Source organism: Variovorax sp. GW821-FHT09B01 (assembly GCF_059418345.1).
Genome location: NZ_JBWKPQ010000040.1, coordinates 1 through 18,042 on the forward strand (window position 1 = coordinate 1; position 18,042 = coordinate 18,042).

Sequence of the window (18,042 nt, forward strand, 5' to 3'; positions counted from 1 at the left end):
TGTGCGTTTGACGCCTGATTCCATTGACTCGCCTTTTCTCGAAGGAAAAGGTGTCAACCCTGGGCAGGACGGGTCACACCAAAGAAAAAAAGCAGGCGCGAGGCCTGCTTTTTCGTTGGGGCTTGGAAAGGCTTACTCGCCCTTGCCGCTGTCGTCGTTCGTGAGCTTCGGCAGCGCCGCGCCCTGGCTCGAGGCCAGCAGGCCGGTCTTGGTGTAGATGCCGAGCTTCTCGCGCGTGTCGACGATGTCGAGGTTGCGCATCGTCAGCTGGCCGATGCGGTCCAGCGGCGTGAACGCGCCCTCGACCTTTTCCATGCTCAGGCGCTCGGGCTTGTAGGTGAGATTCGGCGACTCGGTGTTGAGGATCGAGTAGTCGTTGCCGCGGCGCAGCTCGACCGTGACCTCGCCGGTGATCGCGCGCGCCACCCAGCGCTGGGCGGTTTCGCGCAGCATGATGGCCTGCGGGTCGAACCAGCGGCCCTGGTAGAGCAGGCGGCCCAGGCGGCGGCCGTGGTCGCGGTACTGCTCGATGGTGTCCTCGTTGTGGATGCCGGTCACCAGGCGCTCGTAGGCGATGAACAGCAGCGCGAGGCCGGGGGCCTCGTAGATGCCGCGGCTCTTGGCCTCGATGATGCGGTTCTCGATCTGGTCGCTCATGCCCAGGCCGTGGCGCCCGCCGATGCGGTTGGCCTCGAGGATCAGCTCGACCAGGTTGGGGTAGCTCACGCCGTTGAGCGCGACCGGCACGCCTTCCTCGAAGCGCACCGAGACGGTTTCGCGCTTGACCTCGACCTCGTCCTTCCAGAAGGCCACGCCCATGATCGGCTGCACGATCTGGATGCCGCTGTTCAGGTGCTCGAGGTCCTTGGCTTCGTGCGTGGCGCCGAGCATGTTGGAGTCGGTCGAGTAGGCCTTCTCGGCCGACATCTTGTAGGCGAAGCCGGCCTGCTGCATGAAGGCCGACATCTCGGCGCGGCCGCCGAGCTCGTCGATGAAGACCTGGTCGAGCCAGGGCTTGTAGATCTTCAGGCTCGGATTGGTCAACAGGCCGTAGCGGTAGAAGCGCTCGATGTCGTTGCCCTTGTAGGTGCTGCCATCGCCCCAGATGTGGACGTCGTCTTCCTTCATGGCCGACACCAGCATCGTGCCGGTGACCGCGCGGCCCAGCGGCGTGGTGTTGAAGTAGGTGACGCCGGCCGTCGTGACGTGGAAGGCGCCGGCCTGCAGCGCGGCCAGGCCTTCGTTGGCGAGCTGCGCGCGGCAGTCGATCAGGCGCGCGTTCTCGGCGCCGTAGAGCATCGCCTTGCGCGGGATCTCGTCGTAGTCGGGCTCGTCGGGCTGGCCGAGGTTGGCGGTGTAGGCGTAGGGGATCGCGCCCTTGTTGCGCATCCAGTGCAGCGCCGCGCTGGTATCGAGACCGCCCGAGAAGGCGATGCCGACCTTTTGGCCGGCGGGAACGTTTTGGAGGATGGTCGACATGCTGGGAGGCTCCGTGCGGTTCAGCCGAAGTGGCAGATGTAGCTGTAGGGCTCGCCGCTCACGCGGATCTGGAAGCTGGAGTTGCCCGGAACGTCGAACTTCTGGCCGGGGCCGGAGGCGATCCACTCGGTGGTGCCCGCGAGCTGGTATTCGCAGCTGCCGGCGGTGCCTTCCATGATCTCGGGGGCGCCGGTGTTGAAGGTCAGGGTGGACGGCAGGATCACGCCGACCGATTTCTTCGTGCCGTCGGCCAGCGTGAGGCTGTGGCTCACGCACTTGCCGTCGAAGTAGACATTGGCCTTGGTGGCCACAGCGGCGCTGTTCAGGGTGTCGGTAATCGTCATGGAATGGCGCCGGCGCCGGGGGCGTTCGGCTGGTCGAGGACGGCACCGCGCAGGCGGCGCACCCCTCAGGGGTTGGAGAAGTCCTCGATTTTAGGGGCTTGGCCGGCGGCGCCTGGCCGGCCGGCCGCCTCAGCGGTGCCAGCCGTGGTAGCCGCCGCCGCGCCAGCCGCCGTAGCCGCCGCGGTAACCGCCATAGCCCCGGTAGCCGCCGCCCCAGCCGCGCGAGTAGCCGAGGTTCAGCGAGATGCCGACCGGCGGGTAGACGTAGGGCTGCGGATAGGCATAGGCCGGCTGCACGTAGACCGGCGCCGGATAGACCGCGGCCGGGTAGGCGGGCTGGGCATAGACCGGGGCCGGCTGCGCGCCCGACACCACCACGCCCGGCTCGGGCACGACGTCGTCCCAGGGCGAGCCCGTGGCGTACTGCTGGCCTTGCTGCTGCGGCGGTTGCTGCGCATAGCCGCGGTTGTCGGTTTCGACCGGGTAGGGCGTGAGCTGGTTCTGCGGCGTCACCGGCGCGGTGGTCACGCCGTAGGCATTGGCCTCGACGGGGATGGTGGCGCCCGGCTGGTAGTCGGTGCGCGTGGTGTAGCGGCGGCCGTTGTACTCGTAGGTGACGTTGTAGCTGGTGCCGGCGCCGTCGCGCACCGGCGTGGCCGAGAGCACGCGCGCCTGCACGGTCTGGCCCGACTGGGCATGGACCAGGCCCGCGCTGGCGGCGAGGACGCCGGCCAGCGAGAGGCCGAGGACGGTACGGATGGTCTGGGTATTCATGTTGGAGACTCCTACGGGTCGGATGCTGTGCGCTGGGAGGGAGCCCGGCTGCGCCCGGTCCGGGTTCGACGCCGGCCCGCCAGGCGGGTTCCGGCATTTACACGGCGTTCACAGCACGGTTTTCACAGTCGCTTACAGCGTCCTGGCCCATTGTTCGGCGTCGAAACCGGCCGTGATGTCGGCCTGGCGCGCCTTTTGGTGCCAGTCCACCACCGGCCGCTTGATCAGGCTGGGATTGGCGAGCAGCACGGCGCGCGCCGAGGCGGCGTCGACCACCGATTCGCGCGTGGCGTCGTCGAGCTTGCGCCAGGTGGTGCCGCGGCGGTTGACCAGCGTTTCCCAGCCCAGCGCGGCTAGCCAGCGGTCGAGCTCGGCCTCGGGCACGCCCTGTTTCTTGAAATCGTGGAAGCCGTAGGCGATGTCGTGGTCGGCTAGCCAGGCGCGGGCGCGCTTGACGGTGTCGCAGTTTGGAATGCCGTACAGAGTGGTCGAAGGGGTTGTCATGGCGCCGATGATGCGCGAGCGGCGGGTGGGCGACAATCCCGGCCTCCATGGAAACCCTGAACGACTGGCTCGAGCGCGCCGAGCGACTGCATCCCAAGAACATCGAGCTCGGACTCGAGCGCGCGCGCGAGATGGCCCAGCGCATGGCGCTGCGCTTCGGCTGCCCCGTGATCACGGTGGCCGGCACCAACGGCAAGGGCTCGACCTGCGCCATGCTGGAGTCGATCCTGATGCACGCCGGCTATCGCACGGCGGTCTTCACCTCGCCCCACCTGGTGCATTTCGAGGAGCGGCTGCGCCTGTCGGGCCAATCGGTCGATGCTTCCAAACTGATAGCAAACTTCGAAGCCGTGGAAAAGGCCCGGGGCGACATGCCGCTGACCTATTTCGAGTTCACGACGCTCGGCATCCTGCGCTGCATGATCGAGGAGAAGCCCGACGTGGCGATCCTCGAGGTCGGCCTCGGCGGCCGGCTCGACGCGGTCAACATCATCGATGCCGACTGCTCGGTGATCACCAGCATCGACCTCGACCACATGGAGTTCCTCGGCCCCGACCGCGAGAGCATCGGTTTCGAGAAGGCCGGCATCCTGCGCGCCGGCAAGCCGGCCATCGTGAGCGACCCGATGCCGCCGCAGAGCGTGATCGACCATGCCGAGGCCATCGGCGCCGACCTCTGGCGCTTCGGGCGCGACTTCAACGTCTCGGGCGACAAGCAGCAGTGGGGCTGGAGCGGCCGCGGCCGGCGCTACAGCGGGCTGGCCTATCCGGCGCTGCGCGGCGCCAACCAGTTGGTGAATGCGGCCGGCGTGCTGGCGGCGCTCGAGTCGCTGCGCCAGCAGCTGCCGGTGACGGCGCAGGCGATCCGCAGCGGCCTCGCGATGGTCGAGTTGCCGGGGCGCTTCCAGATCGTGCCGGGCCAGCCGGTACTGGTGCTCGACGTGGCGCACAACGCGCACGCGGTGGCCGCGCTGGCCGAGAACCTCGACGCGATGGGCTTCTACCCGACCACCCATGCCGTGTTCGGCGTGATGGCGGACAAGGACCTGGCGCCGATCCTCGCGCGCATCGGGCCGCTGATCGACCGCTGGTACTTCACCGACCTGCCGACCGCGCGCGCCGCCAAGGCGGCCGACCTGCTGGCAACATGGCAGGCGCAGAACACGCGCAAGGACGCCGCCGGCGAGGTCTTCGCCGACCCCATGCAGGCGCTCCAGGCGGCCATCGAGCGCGCGGACCCCGCTGATAGAATCGTGGTCTTCGGATCGTTCTTCACCGTGGGCGGCGTGCTCGAGCATGGCACCCCCCGGCTGCAAGCCAAACACCTGTCCTCAACCTTGTCGCCCGGCGGCTGATTCGCAGGTCGATCGCGCCGGATTCCGCAGCTTCCCGCATCACTCGCAGCACTCCTTCAGGGACCGAACTTCATGGCGTTTTTCAAGTTCCGCGCGCGCGGCCCACAAGGCAACGAAGGACGCAGCGCACCGGCTGCGGTGCCGGCGGAAAGTGTCGAATCCATGCGCCGTCGCGCCCGCCACCGCCTGCTGGGCGCCGCGGTGCTGGTGCTGCTGGGCGTGATCGGTTTCCCGCTGCTGTTCGACACCCAGCCGCGCCCGGTATCGGTCGACATCCCGATCGAGATTCCAGACCGCAACAAGGTCAAGCCGCTGCCGGTGCCGCAGGCACCCGCGCCGGCCGCCACCAGCGGCAGCGACAACGGCGACACCCGCGTGGCCGCCGCGACGCCGTCGCGGCCCCCGGCCGCGTCGAGCGGCGGCATCATCACCGAGACCGCCGACGGCACCGAGATCGATGCCTCGGGCAAGCCAGTCAACAGCGCACAGGCGCCGGCTCCCGCGCCGGCCAAGCCGGCCGAACCCAAGCCCGAGCCGAAACCGGAGCCCAAGCCGGAACACAAGCCCGAAGCCAAACCCGAGCCCAAGCCGAAGCCCGAACCCAAGCCCGAGGCCAAGCCGGAACCGAAGCCCGCGCCCAAGCCCGCCGCGGTCGACGACGGCGCGCGTGCCCGCGCGCTGCTCGAAGGCAAGCCCATCGCCGCCGCGCCGGCCACGCCCAAGCCCGCCGCCGCGTCCGACGACAACGGCCGCTTCGTGGTGCAGGTCGGCGCCTTCGCCGATGCCGACAAGGCCCGCGAGGTGCGGCAGAAGCTCGAGAAGGCCGGCCTCAAGACCTATGTGAACGTGGCGAAGACGGCCGACGGCGAACGCACGCGTGTGCGTGTCGGTCCCTTCGGCTCACGCGCCGAGGCCGACAAGGCCGCCGAGCGGGTGAAGGCCTTGTCTTTGTCTGCCGCGATCCTCACCTTGTAATTCGCCACCGCCTGTAGTCGCCGTGGCCTTGCTCGACTGGATCGCCGTCGCACTCATCGTGGTGTCGATGCTGTTCGGCCTCGTGCGCGGGCTGGTGTTCGAAGTGATTTCGCTGATCGGCTGGGTGGTGGCGTTCGTGGTGGCGCAGTGGTTCGCGTCCGATGTGGCGGCCTGGTTGCCGGCCGGCGATCCGCAGGCCTCCTGGCGCTATCCGCTGGCCTTCGTGCTGCTGTTCGTGGCGGTCGCGTTCGGCGTGGGCCTGATGGCCTCGTTGACGCGCAAGCTGATCGCCGCCGTGGGATTGCGTCCGGTCGACCGGATCCTGGGCGGTGCCTTCGGCGCGGCCCGGGGCGCGGTGGCGCTGCTGGTGTTGGCAGTGGTTGTTCATTTGCTGGCGTTGAGCGACAGTGCCTGGTGGCACGAATCGCGCAGCGCCGTTGTTCTCGACGCGGCATTGCAGAGCCTGAAGCCTGCATTGCCCGAAAAATTGGCAAGCTACCTGCCCTGAGAGGATCGCTTCATGTGTGGAATCGTCGGCGTTGTCAGCAACGCACCCGTCAACCAGCTGCTCTATGACGCGCTGCTGCTGCTGCAGCACCGCGGCCAGGATGCGGCCGGCATCGTCACGCTGCAGGAACGCAAGTTCTTCATGCACAAGGCCAAGGGCATGGTGCGCGACGTGTTCCGCACCCGCAACATGCGCGCGCTGCCCGGCAGCGTGGGCCTGGGCCAGGTGCGCTACCCGACCGCCGGCAACGCCTACAGCGAGGAAGAGGCGCAGCCCTTCTACGTCAACGCGCCCTTCGGCATCGTGCTGGTGCACAACGGCAACCTGACGAACGCCCATGCGCTGCGCGCCGAGCTGTTCTCGACCGACCACCGCCACACCAACACCGACAGCGACTCCGAGGTGCTGCTCAACGTGCTCGCCAACGAGCTCGAGCAGTCCTCGCACGGCGTGCCGCTGAACCCGGCCGAGGTCTTCGCCGCGGTGCGCAGCATGCACAAGCGCCTGCGCGGTTCGTACGCCGTGGTGTCGCTGATCGCGGGCCATGGCCTGCTGGCCTTCCGCGATCCCTACGGCATCCGCCCGCTGTGCATCGGCCGCAGCGCCGACGGCACCGTGATGGTGGCCAGCGAATCGGTGGCGCTCGAGGGCTCGGGCCACACCTTCGAACGCAACGTGCTGCCGGGCGAGGCGGTGTTCGTCGACATGCAGGGCCAGCTCCATTCGATGCAGTGCGCCGAGGCGCCCACGCTCAATCCCTGCATCTTCGAGTTCGTGTATCTCGCGCGTCCCGACTCGGTGCTCGACGGCATCTCGGTCTACCAGGCGCGCCTGAACCTCGGCGAGACGCTGGCCAAGCGCGTGGTCTCGACCGTGCCGCCGAACCAGATCGACGTGATCATCCCGATCCCCGAATCGAGCCGCCCGAGCGCGACGCAGCTCGCGCACCTGCTGGGCATTCCGTACCGCGAGGGCTTCGTCAAGAACCGCTACGTGGGCCGTACCTTCATCATGCCGGGCCAGGGCGTGCGCAAGAAGTCGGTGCGCCAGAAGCTCAACGTGATCGCGAGCGAGTTCAAGGGCCGCAACGTGCTGCTGGTCGACGACTCGATCGTGCGCGGCACCACCAGCCGCGAGATCGTGCAGATGGCGCGCGATGCCGGCGCGCGCAAGGTCTACCTCGCGAGCGCCGCGCCGCCGGTGCGCTATCCCAACGTCTACGGCATCGACATGCCGACCAAGGACGAGCTGGTGGCGCACGACCGCACCGTGGAAGAGATCCGAGAGCTGATCGGCTGCGACGCGCTGATCTACCAGGACGTCGACGCGATGAAGCGCGCCATCGGCTCGCTCAACGGCAAGCTCGACGGCTTCGATGCCTCGTGCTTCGACGGCGTCTATGTCACCGGCGACATCGACACCGAAGCCATCTCGCGCATGAACGGCAACCGCCCGCGCATCGAGGAGACCGAAGAGGATTCCTCGCGCCTCGCGCTGCCCAACCTGAGCTGATCTTCTTCCGACATTCCTCGTTGGCCTCGCGCCCGAAAGTTTCCGTGACCGATCGACCCCTGCCTCCCGGCCTGCACCGCGACACGCTGGCCCTGCGCACCGCGCTCGAACGCAGCGTGCATGGCGAGCACTCCGAAGCGCTCTACCTCACCAGCGGCTTCGTGCAGCCCGACGCCGAGACCTCGGCCCGCCGCTTCGCCGGCACCGAGGAAGGCTTCACCTACGCGCGCACCTCGAACCCCACCGTCAGCAGCTTCGAGCGCCGCCTCGCCGCGATGGAAGGCACCGAGGCCGCGATCGCCGCCTCCAGCGGCATGGGTGCGATCCTCATGATGTGCATGGGCCTGCTCAAGGCCGGCGACCACGTCGTGTGCTCGCGCTCGATGTTCGGCTCGACCATCAACCTGATCGGGCGCGAGTTCGGCAAGTTCGGCGTCGAGACCACCTTCGTCTCGCAGACCGACGTGGCCGAGTGGCGCGCCGCGGTGCGTCCCACCACGAAGCTGCTGTTCGCCGAGACGCCGACCAATCCGCTGACCGAGGTCTGCGACATCCGCGCGCTGGCCGACGTGGCGCACGAGGCGGGCGCGCTGCTCGCGGTCGACAACTGCTTCTGCTCGCCCGCGCTGCAGCGGCCCGCCGAGCTCGGCGCCGACCTGATCATCCATTCGGGCACCAAGCATCTTGACGGCCAGGGCCGCGTGATGGCGGGCGCGATCTGCGGTCCCTCGAAGCTGATCGTCGACGTGTTCGGCCCGGTGGTGCGCACCGCGGGCATGGTGCTGTCGCCGTTCAATGCCTGGGTCGTGCTCAAGGGGCTCGAGACGCTCAACGTGCGCATGCAGGCCCACTGCGCGAACGCGCTGGCCGTTGCGCAATGGCTCGAGGCCCAGCCGGGCATCGAGCGCGTGTACTACCCGGGGCTCGCCTCGCATCCGCAGCATGAACTGGCGATGCGCCAGCAGGCGGGGCAGGGCGGGGCGGTCGTGTCCTTCATCGTGAAGGGCGGCGATCCCGAGACCGCGCGCGCCAACGCCTTCCACGTCATCAACAGCACCGAGGTCGTGAGCATCGCCACCAACCTCGGCGACGTGAAGACCATCATCTCGCACCCGGCCACCACTTCGCACGGACGCCTGTCCGAGGACCAGCGCCAGTCGGCCGGCATCGGCCAGGGCCTGATCCGCCTCGCGGTCGGCCTCGAGCACGTCGACGACATCAAGGCCGACCTGTCGCGCGGCCTTTCCACCCTGAATTTCTGAATCCCGCCTCCATGACCGGCAAAGTCCGCACCCGCATCGCTCCGTCTCCCACCGGCTTCCTGCACCTGGGCACCGCGCGCACCGCGCTCTATTCGTGGGCCTATGCGCGCCACCATGGCGGCGAGTTCGTGCTGCGCATCGAGGACACCGACGTCGCGCGCTCCACGCAGGATTCGACCGACCAGATCCTCGCGTCGATGCACTGGCTCGGCCTCGACTACGACGAGGGCCCGATCTACCAGATGCAGCGCCTCGAGCGCTACCGCGCCGTGATCGCGCAGATGCTCGAGGCCGGCACGGCCTACCACTGCTACGCCACGCCCGCCGAGCTCGACGAGATGCGCGAGGCACAGAAGGCGCGCGGCGAGAAGACCCTGTACGACCGTCGCTGGCGCCCCGAGCCCGGCAAGGTGCTGCCGCCCGTGCCCGAGGGCGTGCCGCCGGTGGTGCGCTTCTGCAATCCGCCCGAGGGCGACGTGACCTGGAACGACCTCGTCAAGGGCGAGATCACCATCAACAACCGCGAGATCGACGACCTGATCATCCTGCGGCCCGACGGTGTGCCCACCTACAACTTCGCCGTGGTGGTCGACGACTGGGACATGAACATCACGCACGTGTTCCGCGGCGACGAGCACATCAACAACACGCCGTGGCAGATCAACATCTTCCACGCGCTCGGCGCACCGCTGCCGCAGTTCGGCCATGTGCCCGTGATCCTCGGCGACGACGGCCAGAAGCTCTCGAAGCGCCGCGGCGCCGTGAGCGTGACCGCCTACGAGGACAACGGCTACCTGCCCGAGGCGATGCTCAACTACCTCGCGCGCCTCGGCTGGAGCCACGGCGACGACGAGCTGTTCACGCGCGAACAGATGGTGAGCTGGTTCGACGGTTCGCACCTGTCGAAGAGCCCCGCGCAATGGGACGCGGCCAAGCTCGCGTGGGTCAACGCGCAGTACATCAAGGCCAAGCCCGATGACGCGCTCGCGCCGCTGGTGGCCGCACAACTGAAGAAGCGCGGCATCGAAGCCGACGATCGGCTCGCCGCCATCTGCGCGCTGTTCAAGGACCGTTGCGAGACCACGGTCGCGCTGGCCGATTGGGCCGCGGCCTTCTATGCCGACGTCCACCCGAGCGAAGCGGATCGTGCACAACACATCACCGATGCGGTGAAGCCTGCGGTGGCCACGCTTGCGGATAAACTCTCCACCCTTCCGACGTGGGACAAGGCGACGATCGCCGCGGCCATCAAGGAAACCCTGGCTGCGCATTCGCTCAAGATGCCTGCTCTGGCGATGCCGGTGCGTGTTCTCGTGATGGGAACCCCACAGACGCCATCGCTCGATGCGGTCCTCGCGATTTTTTCTAAAGAAAAAATCATCGAGCGTTTGAAAGTGGCCTAAAAACCGGTCTATAATTTGAGGCTCGACACCGACACAAGGTGATTCTGAAAAGAAGCACTGGAATGTCAAAGAGGGGGTATAGCTCAGCTGGGAGAGCGCTTGCATGGCATGCAAGAGGTCATCGGTTCGATCCCGTTTACCTCCACCATCAAAAGTGTCGAAAAGAGAAGAAGTGCTGATCGCAGCACGGTTCCTAAGGTTTTGACCCTATCGTCTAGAGGCCTAGGACACCACCCTTTCACGGTGGCTACCGGGGTTCGAATCCCCGTAGGGTCGCCAGTTTCATGCAAGTGAAGCAGGCACGAGTCGTCAACACTCGACTCCGCAAGGAGTGAACGTTGTCTACCAGGAGTGGTAGTTCAGTTGGTTAGAATACCGGCCTGTCACGCCGGGGGTCGCGGGTTCGAGTCCCGTCCACTCCGCCATATAAAACAACGGGTTACGTGAGAAATCACGTAGCCCGTTTGTCTTTTTGGAATTCGTTTCGGGGTACTTTGGAATATGAGCTACCCCGCTGGGGTCGCCTTCTTGAGCTGCCGACGGCCAGTTTGGGAGAAATTTGAGCCGGTGTTAGGTATCCTCGGGCGCCATGAAGACCCCTCGTTACTTCCTGGCCTCCCTCGGACTTCTCGGTGCCACGTTCGTCCACGCCTACACGGGCAATGAACTACTTGCGGACTTTGAAGCCCAGGGGGTCAGGAGAGTCGGATCGATGCAATACGTGCGCGGGGTCGTGGACGGGATAACGTCTAGCCAGATAGCGACTCGCAGAGACTTCGTTTGCATACCTGAGGGTGTCACGGTGGGGCAAATCACCGATGTCGCTATCAACGAACTCCAACGCTCTCCAGCCAATCGTCATCTGGACGCGGGGGCGATCGTTTACCTCGCATTTGTCGAGACCTGGCCCTGCAAGGCAGGAACTGGAAATCCCCGCCAAGGGCGCTAGATCTCCACGTTGAGGACCTCGTAGTCCTCGAACTCATGCCAGCCGGTCCCGTAGACCCTTTGGTCTCCTGAGGACGCATGCTCGTGCTGCCGTAGCCAGTTCTCCTCCTCAGCCTTCTTCATCGCCTTGGCCGCGTCCTTGACGTTGACCTAGAGCGAGTTCCGGAGGTGCGAGACGGCCAGCGCCAGCGCATCGATGCGGTCGACGTGCGTCAGGCATCCGCGCTCCCGGTGTCGAATTTTGTAATAGAGGTCGGGAAAGCCGCATAAACACGTGCCCTCTTGGTTGCCGTTTGGAACATCCAACTGGCCCTAATCCGCGCCAGTGTTCGCTTTTTAGTCCGGCCTGTCACGCCGGGTCGCGGGTTCGAGTCCCGTCCACTCCGCCACATAAAGCAACGGGCTACGCGAGCAACCGCGTGGCCCGTTTGTCTTTTGGAGATCCGAGCCGAACCCACTGGTGACGCGCTGACGGCGCGGTAGCCGCTGTCTTCGATCGCGACTCGTCCTCACCCGGGCTTGGGACGGCGGTGGGAGTTCTTGAGCGATCGGGACGCGAACTCGACTTTGGCTCGAGTGACGTCGTCCTCGGCGTGCAACTGCAGCTTCTTGCAGTTTGCGCATTGGTACAACCGCAGCCAAGGGAGAAGTCGCATCCATGGTCGGCGCTCGACGCGGTAGAGATGGTCGACGGTGCAATCACAGGCCTGAAAAACAGACATAGCCAAAAAATTAGTGCGAAAGTTGCACCAATTATTTCTCTGTAATCGTGACAAATTTCACCGTTTTCCGTGGGGAGTTGTGATGTGACCCACAGCTAGCTCAAGGTTCGTGGCGCTCCAGGAACGTGGGGCAACTGGCCGGCGCCGCTGCAGTTCAAAGGCGGGACGCCAGAAGAGCGGGAGGTCGACGAGAACGACGAGGATTTCAGGCACATGGAGCTCGCCCGGTCTTCTGGTTTGCGCTCGCTTTAATTGCATGGGCCTATGGTTGCCTCAACGATGAGGTCAAGCGCAGTGCCGTCGATGCCATCGGCAGCGACGCCGACCTAGCTCGCTGATCAGGCTCGGGGCCGCAGCAGCGGCGCCACGTTCTCGCAACGCCCAGGGCTCAGTTACTCTCGCCACAACTCAGGCTCGGGGCCGCAGCAGCGGCGCCACGTTCTCGCAACGCCCAGGGCTCAGTTACTCTCGCCACAACTTAGCGACGCCCCCAAACGAACAAAGCCCGCACAAGGCGGGCTTTGAAAATATGGTCGTGAACTCTTACGCGGTCCACGCTACGGCAAAGATTCCTTTGCGGAAGTCATTGTTGTTTTTCTCGTCGTAGTGACTTCGACGCGCTGGTGTGAGATTCAGCTTGCCTGGCCAGGCAACGCTCGGGCGTTCCGAGCGAAGGCGCATTGTAGCAGGCCCGTGCATGCGATCCCGCAAGCGAGGATCACGCACGTCGTGCGTAGCGTCCCGGAGGCATTCCCACATGCCTGCTGAATGCGGTGCTGAAGGTGCTCGCCGAGCTGTAGCCCACGCGTTCGGCGACCTCGGCGATCGCGACGTCGTGATGCTTGAGCAGGTTCTTCGCGAGCGCCATGCGCCAGGCCAGCAGATATTCCATCGGCGGCAGGCCGACCGCGCGTGTGAAGCGATCGAAGAAGGCCGAGCGCGATAGCGCGGCCTTCTGTGCGAGCTGGGTCACGGTCCATGGTCGCGCGGGATCCGCGTGCAGTTGGCGCATCGCGAGCGCTAGCCGCGCATCGGCCAGTCCGCGCAACAGGCCGGGGGGCGCATCCTCGCCGGACGACGAACGCAGCGCCTCGACGAGCAGCACTTCCACCAGGCGCGTGAGCACGAGCTCGCGCCCGGAGCGCTCCTCGCTCGATTCCTCGCCGACCAGCCGCACCAGCACCGAGAGCCGATCGACGCCGCGTACGTGCACCAGCGTCGGCAGCAGCGAGACCAGCAAGGCCGCATCGGGCGAATCGAACACGAAGTAGCCGCCGAGCAGGCGCACGTCGGGCGGGCCATCGCGCCTGCCGTGGCGCACCTCGCCTTCGGGTGCGGGCGCGAGCTTGGGATCGATGTGAACGGGCGCGGCTGCCTCGAAGCTCGACAGTGTGAAGCCCGGCGTTGCCGGCATGAGCACGAAGTCGCCCGCTTCGAGGGCGATGGCTTCCTCGCCCTCGACCGCGAGGCGGCAACTCCCGCTGATCACCGCGCAGAAGCTGGGCTGGCCGAAATCGGAATAGCGGACGGCCCAGCGGCCGGCGCCGCTGATGCCCTTCGAGAACACGGCGCGCGGATTGAGCAACGCGATGACCTCGGAGAGCGGATCGTTCATGGATGGACGCTCGCAAATGAATCGTGGACCTTTCATTGTAGATGGTCCGGTTTTCTCTGGATATCGTTCGCTTCCATGTCAACCACCCAGCAAACATCCATGAAAACCGTCCTCATCACCGGCTGTTCGTCCGGCTACGGCCTCGAGACCGCGCGCCATTTCCTGTCGCAGGGCTGGCGCGTGATCGCCACCATGCGAACGCCGCGCGAAGACCTGCTGCCGCGCGACGAGCGGCCGCGCATCGTGGCCCTCGACGTCACGAACCCGCAGAGCATCGCCGCCGCGCTCGAGGCAAGCGGACCCATCGACGTGCTCGTCAACAACGCAGGCATCGGACTGCTCGGTGCCTTCGAGGCGACGCCGATGAGCACCACGCGCGAAGTCTTCGAGACCAACACCTTCGGCGTGATGGCGATGACGCAGGCGGTGCTGCCGCAGTTCCGCGCGCGCCGCGCCGGCGTGGTGGTGAACGTGACTTCGAGCGCCACGCTGGCACCGATGCCGCTGGTCGCGGTCTACACGGCCAGCAAGACGGCCATCGAGGGATTCACCGGTTCGCTGGCGCACGAGCTCGCGGCCTTCGACGTGCGCGTGAAGCTGGTGCAGCCCGGCTATGCGCCGAGCACGAACTTCACGAGCAATGGCCAGTCGCGCATGGCGGGCTTGATCCCGCCGGCCTACGGGGCCTATGCGCAGCAGGTCTTCGCGTCCTTCGCGGACATCTCGGCAGTGACCACGGCATCCGACGTGGCCGAGACCGTCTGGCGTGCCGCGCACGACGAGTCGGGGCAACTGCGCTTCCCCGCGGGCGCCGACGCGGTGGCGCTGGCCCGTTCGAGCGCGCCTTCTGCATCGGCTTGAGTTGGCGTAGGCGGTCTTCCACAGCGTGCGATGGGGCGATGTGCGCGCCGTAGCATGGCCAGGCCCGCATCGTCGCGGGCGCGGTTTGCGTCATGTTTTCAGCAAAGGAGTTCGCCATGCCCATCTCTTCGCTTCGTACGGTGGCCGTCGTCTGTGCAGTGGCTGCGAGCAGCATCGCCTTCGTCGGTTGCACGACCACGCGTCCCGACAACCAGGCCAGCAGTTCGTCCTCGCGTGCGTCGATCGATGCGCAGGTCGATGCCTCGCTGTCCAAGCTCTACGACTCGGTGCGCGGTTCGCGCGAGCTCGTCGCCAAGTCGAGCGGCGTGCTGGTGTTTCCGGCGGTAGTCGGCGCGAGCATGGGCGTGGGCGCCGAATACGGCCGCGGCGCATTGCGCGTGAACGGCCGCACGCAGTCCTACTACAGCACCACCTCGGGGTCGATCGGCTTCCAGGCGGGCGCGCAGTCGAAGGCCGTGATCTACCTGTTCACCACGCAGGCCGCGCTCGACAAGTTCCGCAGCAGCAAGGGATGGACGGCCGGTGCCGATGCCACGGTGGCCGTCGCGACCATCGGCGCCAACGGCAGCATCGACACCAACACGATCCGTCAGCCCGTGGTGGGCTTCGTGCTGACGAACGTGGGGCTCGAGGCCGGCGTCTCGGTGCAGGGCGCGAAGGTGACCGAGATCGCGCTCTGACGCGAAGCCGGCCGCCGCGCGCTCAGGCGGCGGCCAATTGCAGCTGCAGCGTGGCGATCTGCTCGCGCAGCGTCTTGTTCTCGGTTTCGAGCGCCGCCACGCGCTGCTTCAACGCCTGAACCTGCTCGGAATCGGGCGCCTCGAAAGGCGATTCACTGTCGGACGAGGCTTCGGCTTCGTCCTCGCGCGGCTTTCGCTTCGCTTCGCGCGCACGCTTGGCCGCGAGCTTCAGTTCGTCCTTGCCCGCATTCGCGGCGGCCACCTGCTCCTCGGCGGGCAGGCTCGCCACGGCGGCGGCCGCGTTGATCGAGATGGTGCCCGACTTCACCGCGGCCACCACTTCGGGCGCGGCCTGCTTCTGGATCTTCTCGATCATCTGGACCTGGGTGCTGCTGATGCGCGCGGCCTTGGCGATGGCCTCGCGGCTGTTGAGCGGCGCGGGCGGCGGCACGCTTGCATCGTCGCTGCTCGCGGCCGAGCTCGTGGGCGCATCGGCATCCGCGGTGGCGGACGACGCATTCGCCGTGCGCGCGCGGCGTTCCGTCACGATGTCCTTCTTGCGCAGCGCGAGCACGCCGCGCACGAAGTCCGAGATGCTGCGCCGGCCCAGGTGCTGGTCGATCATCCACAGGTGCACGTCCTCGATCGACTGGAAGCGCGTGTTCTGCACGGTCTGGAACGGCAGGCCGTGCTTCTGGCAGATCGCATAGCGGTTGTGGCCGTCGACGAGAACGTCGCCCCACAGCACCAGCGCATCGCGGCAGCCTTCGGTCAGGATGCTTCGCTCGAGGGCTTCGTGCTCTTCGGGCGTGAGGGGATCGATATAGGCTTTGAGTTCTTCGTTGACGACGATGTTCATGGAGACGGGGTGAGGGCAGGGGCGAAATTCTAGTGGTGCGGCCGGCTCGTCCTGGATGGCGCCGGCCTGTCTCGGTTTTGGCCGTTCAAACGTCTAAGGGGTAAGAAACAGGAAAGGATCGACCGCGCGGGCGGATTTCTTTCATCTAAAAGTAGTAATAGTTCTCATTTGCATTCAGTCGAACTGAATACATCCGTACACCAGGAGTCTCCGTGGACATGTTGATGCACTCATCCGAACCCACGCTGGGGGAGGTTTTCATCGCAAACCGTGCCCAGCTCCAGCGCGTCGCACAGAAGATCGTGCGCACCGCGGATCTTGCCGACGAAGTGTTGCAGGACGCTTATCTCAAGCTCGCCGACGGCGCCGCCGTGCGCGATGTGCGCAAGCCATTGGGCTATTGCTGCCAGGTGGTGCGCAACGTGGCTTTCGACTATCACCGCCACCAGTCGGTCGAGGCCAGCTATCGCACCTACTGCGAGGACGTCGAGCTCGTCAGTCCGCCGAGCAACGATGCGCCCGAACGCGTGCTCGATGGGCGCCAGGCGCTCGCGGTGATCGACCGCGTGCTCGGCGCGCTGCCCGCGCGCACGCGGCTGGCGTTCGAGCTCAACCGCCTGAGCGGCATGACCCAGCGCGAGATCGCCGCCCGGCTCGGCTGTTCCGCCACGCTGGTCAATTTCATGATCAAGGACGCCGACGCCGCCCTCGAAAGCTGCCGCTACCTGGTGCAGGGCAACTGATGCCGGCTGGCGCGTCGGCGATTACGATCGGCCGATGGCAAAGGACAAGGAGCACGACCCGGTCTGGCAGGCGGCCTGGACCTGGGTGCGCCGCCAGCACGAGCGTGGTGGCCTCGACGATGCGGCGCGCGACGAATTCGCGCGCTGGCTGGCCGCGGATCCCGTGCATCGCAAGACCCATGGCGAAGCGGCCCGCCTCTGGCTGCTCGTGGGCCTCGTTCCGCCCGCCAACGATGTCCCGTCGCCGGGCGATATCGCAGGCCGCTAGCCGCGGCCACTGACCCCCGCATCTCCCGACTCGTGCCGCATTGCGCGGCGGCGCAGCCATGCCCGCCTCCCGCCGATCGCTAATGCCTCGGCGACTAAACAGCCGCCCGCCCGCGCCGTCATGTATCGCAAGGACGGGCGCCTGACGCCTGCCGTTCGTCGAACTCCACCATCCCAAGAGGACCGCACATGTCTACCAGCTGCTTCGACCGTGAGGACGAAACCTTCATCGTGCTCGTCAACCACGAAGAGCAATTCTCGATCTGGCCCCAATGGAAGGCCGTGCCCGGCGGCTGGAAGGCCGTCGACGGCGTCCAGGGCGACAAGAAGACGGTGCTCGCATACGTCGAGAAGACCTGGACCGACATGCGTCCCAAGTCGCTGCGCGACTGGATGGCGCAGCAGGAAGGCGCCCCGGCCTCCGCCTGAACGCATGCCGGCGCCTCTCTCCCTGCTGTGCCTGCCCTGCGCGGGTGCCAGTGCCACCATGTACCTGCGCTGGCGGCGCTTGCTGCCGCGCTGGATCGAGGTCGTGCCGCTGGAGTTGCCGGGCCGGGGCAGCCGCCTGGGCGAGGACTTCGTCGAGGACTTCGATGCGCTGGTCTCGCTGCTGTGCGGCGAGCACGAGGCCGCGCTGCGCGGCAACTTCGCGCTCTTCGGTCACAGCATGGGCGCCTTGCTGGCGTGGGGCATCGCGCAGCGTCTTCGCGCGACGGGTCGGCCCCTGCCGCGGGCCCTGCTCGTCTCGGGCAGCGCCGCGCCTTCGCAGCGTGATCCCGATCGCTTCGTCGACATGGATGACGACGAGGCGCTGATCGCCGACATGCGCAAGCAGGGCGGAACGCCCGAGGAGCTGTTTGCCAGTCCCGAACTGCTGCGCATGACGCTCGACACGCTGGCGGCCGATTACCGCGTCTGCGAGGGCTTCGCGCATCGCGGCGCCGCGCCGCTGCCCGTTCCGCTGCATGTGTTCGCGGGCCGCGAGGACGACATCCAGCCCTGGCGCGTGGAGGCCTGGTCCGCGGAGACCCTGAATGCCGGCTTCTCGCTCGACTGGTTCGAGGGCGGCCACTTCTTCATCCGGCAGCACGAGGCCCGGGTGCTCGCCGCCCTGGTGCGGCGCCTGCCCCAATCCGTGGCGGGGGAGGCCGATGTGCTGCCCGCCATCGCCTGAGCCGTCATCGCCGGGTCTCGTGGCCGAGCCGGCTTC

The 18,042-nt window shown here is 66.7% G+C and carries 19 protein-coding genes and 3 tRNA genes; 16 read left to right on the forward strand and 6 right to left on the reverse strand.

The features are described 5' to 3' along the window. Positions 1-132 precede the first annotated feature (132 nt). From argG to AC07RV_RS44360, 4 genes are all read right to left on the reverse strand, one after another. Positions 133-1,479 (reverse strand): argininosuccinate synthase, encoded by a 1,347-nt coding sequence (argG, locus tag AC07RV_RS44345; RefSeq protein WP_093340219.1) that lies wholly within the window; start codon positions 1,477-1,479, stop codon positions 133-135. A gap of 20 nt (positions 1,480-1,499) precedes the next feature. Next, positions 1,500-1,823 carry a pyrimidine/purine nucleoside phosphorylase gene (ppnP, locus tag AC07RV_RS44350; RefSeq protein WP_093340218.1) on the reverse strand — a complete coding sequence of 108 codons (324 nt, stop codon included), beginning with the start codon at positions 1,821-1,823 and terminating at the stop codon, positions 1,500-1,502. Positions 1,824-1,952: 129 nt separating this feature from the next. Further along, positions 1,953-2,597, reverse strand: coding sequence for a hypothetical protein (locus tag AC07RV_RS44355; RefSeq protein WP_296778913.1), 645 nt, complete (start codon positions 2,595-2,597; stop codon positions 1,953-1,955). Positions 2,598-2,729: 132 nt separating this feature from the next. Continuing rightward, positions 2,730-3,101 (reverse strand): ArsC family reductase, encoded by a 372-nt coding sequence (locus AC07RV_RS44360; RefSeq protein ID WP_177239221.1) that lies wholly within the window; start codon positions 3,099-3,101, stop codon positions 2,730-2,732. A 35-nt stretch (positions 3,102-3,136) separates the two neighbouring features. Between AC07RV_RS44360 and folC the strand changes: the two genes are divergently transcribed. The 10 genes from folC (at position 3,137) to AC07RV_RS44410 (ending at position 11,065) form a co-directional block, all read left to right on the forward strand. After that, positions 3,137-4,456 carry a bifunctional tetrahydrofolate synthase/dihydrofolate synthase gene (gene folC / locus AC07RV_RS44365; RefSeq protein ID WP_296778954.1) on the forward strand — a complete coding sequence of 440 codons (1,320 nt, stop codon included), beginning with the start codon at positions 3,137-3,139 and terminating at the stop codon, positions 4,454-4,456. A gap of 72 nt (positions 4,457-4,528) precedes the next feature. Further along, on the forward strand, positions 4,529-5,431 hold the full coding sequence (locus AC07RV_RS44370) for an SPOR domain-containing protein (RefSeq protein ID WP_296778918.1): 903 nt from the start codon (positions 4,529-4,531) through the stop codon (positions 5,429-5,431). 22 nt (positions 5,432-5,453) lie between these two features. Continuing rightward, on the forward strand, positions 5,454-5,939 hold the full coding sequence (locus tag AC07RV_RS44375; RefSeq protein WP_093340212.1) for a CvpA family protein: 486 nt from the start codon (positions 5,454-5,456) through the stop codon (positions 5,937-5,939). A 12-nt stretch (positions 5,940-5,951) separates the two neighbouring features. Then, the gene (purF, locus tag AC07RV_RS44380) at positions 5,952-7,451 is read left to right on the forward strand and encodes an amidophosphoribosyltransferase (protein ID WP_208507909.1); all 1,500 of its coding nucleotides are present in this window, start codon (positions 5,952-5,954) and stop codon (positions 7,449-7,451) included. Between the two features lie 44 nt (positions 7,452-7,495). After that, on the forward strand, positions 7,496-8,713 hold the full coding sequence (locus AC07RV_RS44385) for an O-succinylhomoserine sulfhydrylase (RefSeq protein ID WP_296778924.1): 1,218 nt from the start codon (positions 7,496-7,498) through the stop codon (positions 8,711-8,713). A gap of 11 nt (positions 8,714-8,724) precedes the next feature. Further along, complete coding sequence (gltX, locus tag AC07RV_RS44390) at positions 8,725-10,116, forward strand: glutamate--tRNA ligase (RefSeq protein WP_296778926.1); 1,392 nt, start codon at positions 8,725-8,727, stop codon at positions 10,114-10,116. A gap of 72 nt (positions 10,117-10,188) precedes the next feature. Then, positions 10,189-10,264, forward strand: a tRNA-Ala gene (locus AC07RV_RS44395). A 55-nt stretch (positions 10,265-10,319) separates the two neighbouring features. After that, positions 10,320-10,395 (forward strand) — tRNA-Glu (locus AC07RV_RS44400). 69 nt (positions 10,396-10,464) lie between these two features. Continuing rightward, positions 10,465-10,541 (forward strand) — tRNA-Asp (locus AC07RV_RS44405). A 164-nt stretch (positions 10,542-10,705) separates the two neighbouring features. Next, positions 10,706-11,065, forward strand: coding sequence for a Rap1a/Tai family immunity protein (locus AC07RV_RS44410; protein ID WP_366928991.1), 360 nt, complete (start codon positions 10,706-10,708; stop codon positions 11,063-11,065). A 1,439-nt stretch (positions 11,066-12,504) separates the two neighbouring features. Here AC07RV_RS44410 and AC07RV_RS44415 read toward each other — a convergent pair. Beyond that, positions 12,505-13,401 carry an AraC family transcriptional regulator gene (locus AC07RV_RS44415; RefSeq protein ID WP_296778929.1) on the reverse strand — a complete coding sequence of 299 codons (897 nt, stop codon included), beginning with the start codon at positions 13,399-13,401 and terminating at the stop codon, positions 12,505-12,507. 99 nt (positions 13,402-13,500) lie between these two features. Here AC07RV_RS44415 and AC07RV_RS44420 point away from each other — a divergent pair, with 99 nt between their 5' ends. Together AC07RV_RS44420 and AC07RV_RS44425 are read left to right on the forward strand one after the other, a co-directional pair. After that, complete coding sequence (locus AC07RV_RS44420; protein ID WP_296778932.1) at positions 13,501-14,262, forward strand: SDR family oxidoreductase; 762 nt, start codon at positions 13,501-13,503, stop codon at positions 14,260-14,262. Between the two features lie 116 nt (positions 14,263-14,378). Further along, on the forward strand, positions 14,379-14,963 hold the full coding sequence (locus tag AC07RV_RS44425; protein ID WP_093340203.1) for a BPSL1445 family SYLF domain-containing lipoprotein: 585 nt from the start codon (positions 14,379-14,381) through the stop codon (positions 14,961-14,963). 22 nt (positions 14,964-14,985) lie between these two features. Here the strand turns inward: AC07RV_RS44425 and AC07RV_RS44430 are convergent, their stop codons facing one another. Continuing rightward, positions 14,986-15,822 carry a plasmid replication/partition related protein gene (locus AC07RV_RS44430; protein WP_296778937.1) on the reverse strand — a complete coding sequence of 279 codons (837 nt, stop codon included), beginning with the start codon at positions 15,820-15,822 and terminating at the stop codon, positions 14,986-14,988. Between the two features lie 218 nt (positions 15,823-16,040). Between AC07RV_RS44430 and AC07RV_RS44435 the strand changes: the two genes are divergently transcribed. The 4 genes from AC07RV_RS44435 (at position 16,041) to AC07RV_RS44450 (ending at position 18,006) form a co-directional block, all read left to right on the forward strand. Beyond that, positions 16,041-16,565: a sigma-70 family RNA polymerase sigma factor gene (locus tag AC07RV_RS44435; RefSeq protein ID WP_093340199.1), complete on the forward strand. Its 525-nt coding sequence runs from the start codon at positions 16,041-16,043 to the stop codon at positions 16,563-16,565. 34 nt (positions 16,566-16,599) lie between these two features. Next, positions 16,600-16,833, forward strand: a complete 234-nt coding sequence (locus AC07RV_RS44440; RefSeq protein WP_093340198.1) for a FecR/PupR family sigma factor regulator — start codon at positions 16,600-16,602, stop codon at positions 16,831-16,833. A gap of 188 nt (positions 16,834-17,021) precedes the next feature. After that, positions 17,022-17,261: an MbtH family protein gene (locus AC07RV_RS44445; RefSeq protein ID WP_093340196.1), complete on the forward strand. Its 240-nt coding sequence runs from the start codon at positions 17,022-17,024 to the stop codon at positions 17,259-17,261. Between the two features lie 4 nt (positions 17,262-17,265). Next, on the forward strand, positions 17,266-18,006 hold the full coding sequence (locus tag AC07RV_RS44450; protein WP_296778939.1) for a thioesterase II family protein: 741 nt from the start codon (positions 17,266-17,268) through the stop codon (positions 18,004-18,006). The last annotated feature ends 36 nt before the right edge of the window (positions 18,007-18,042 follow it).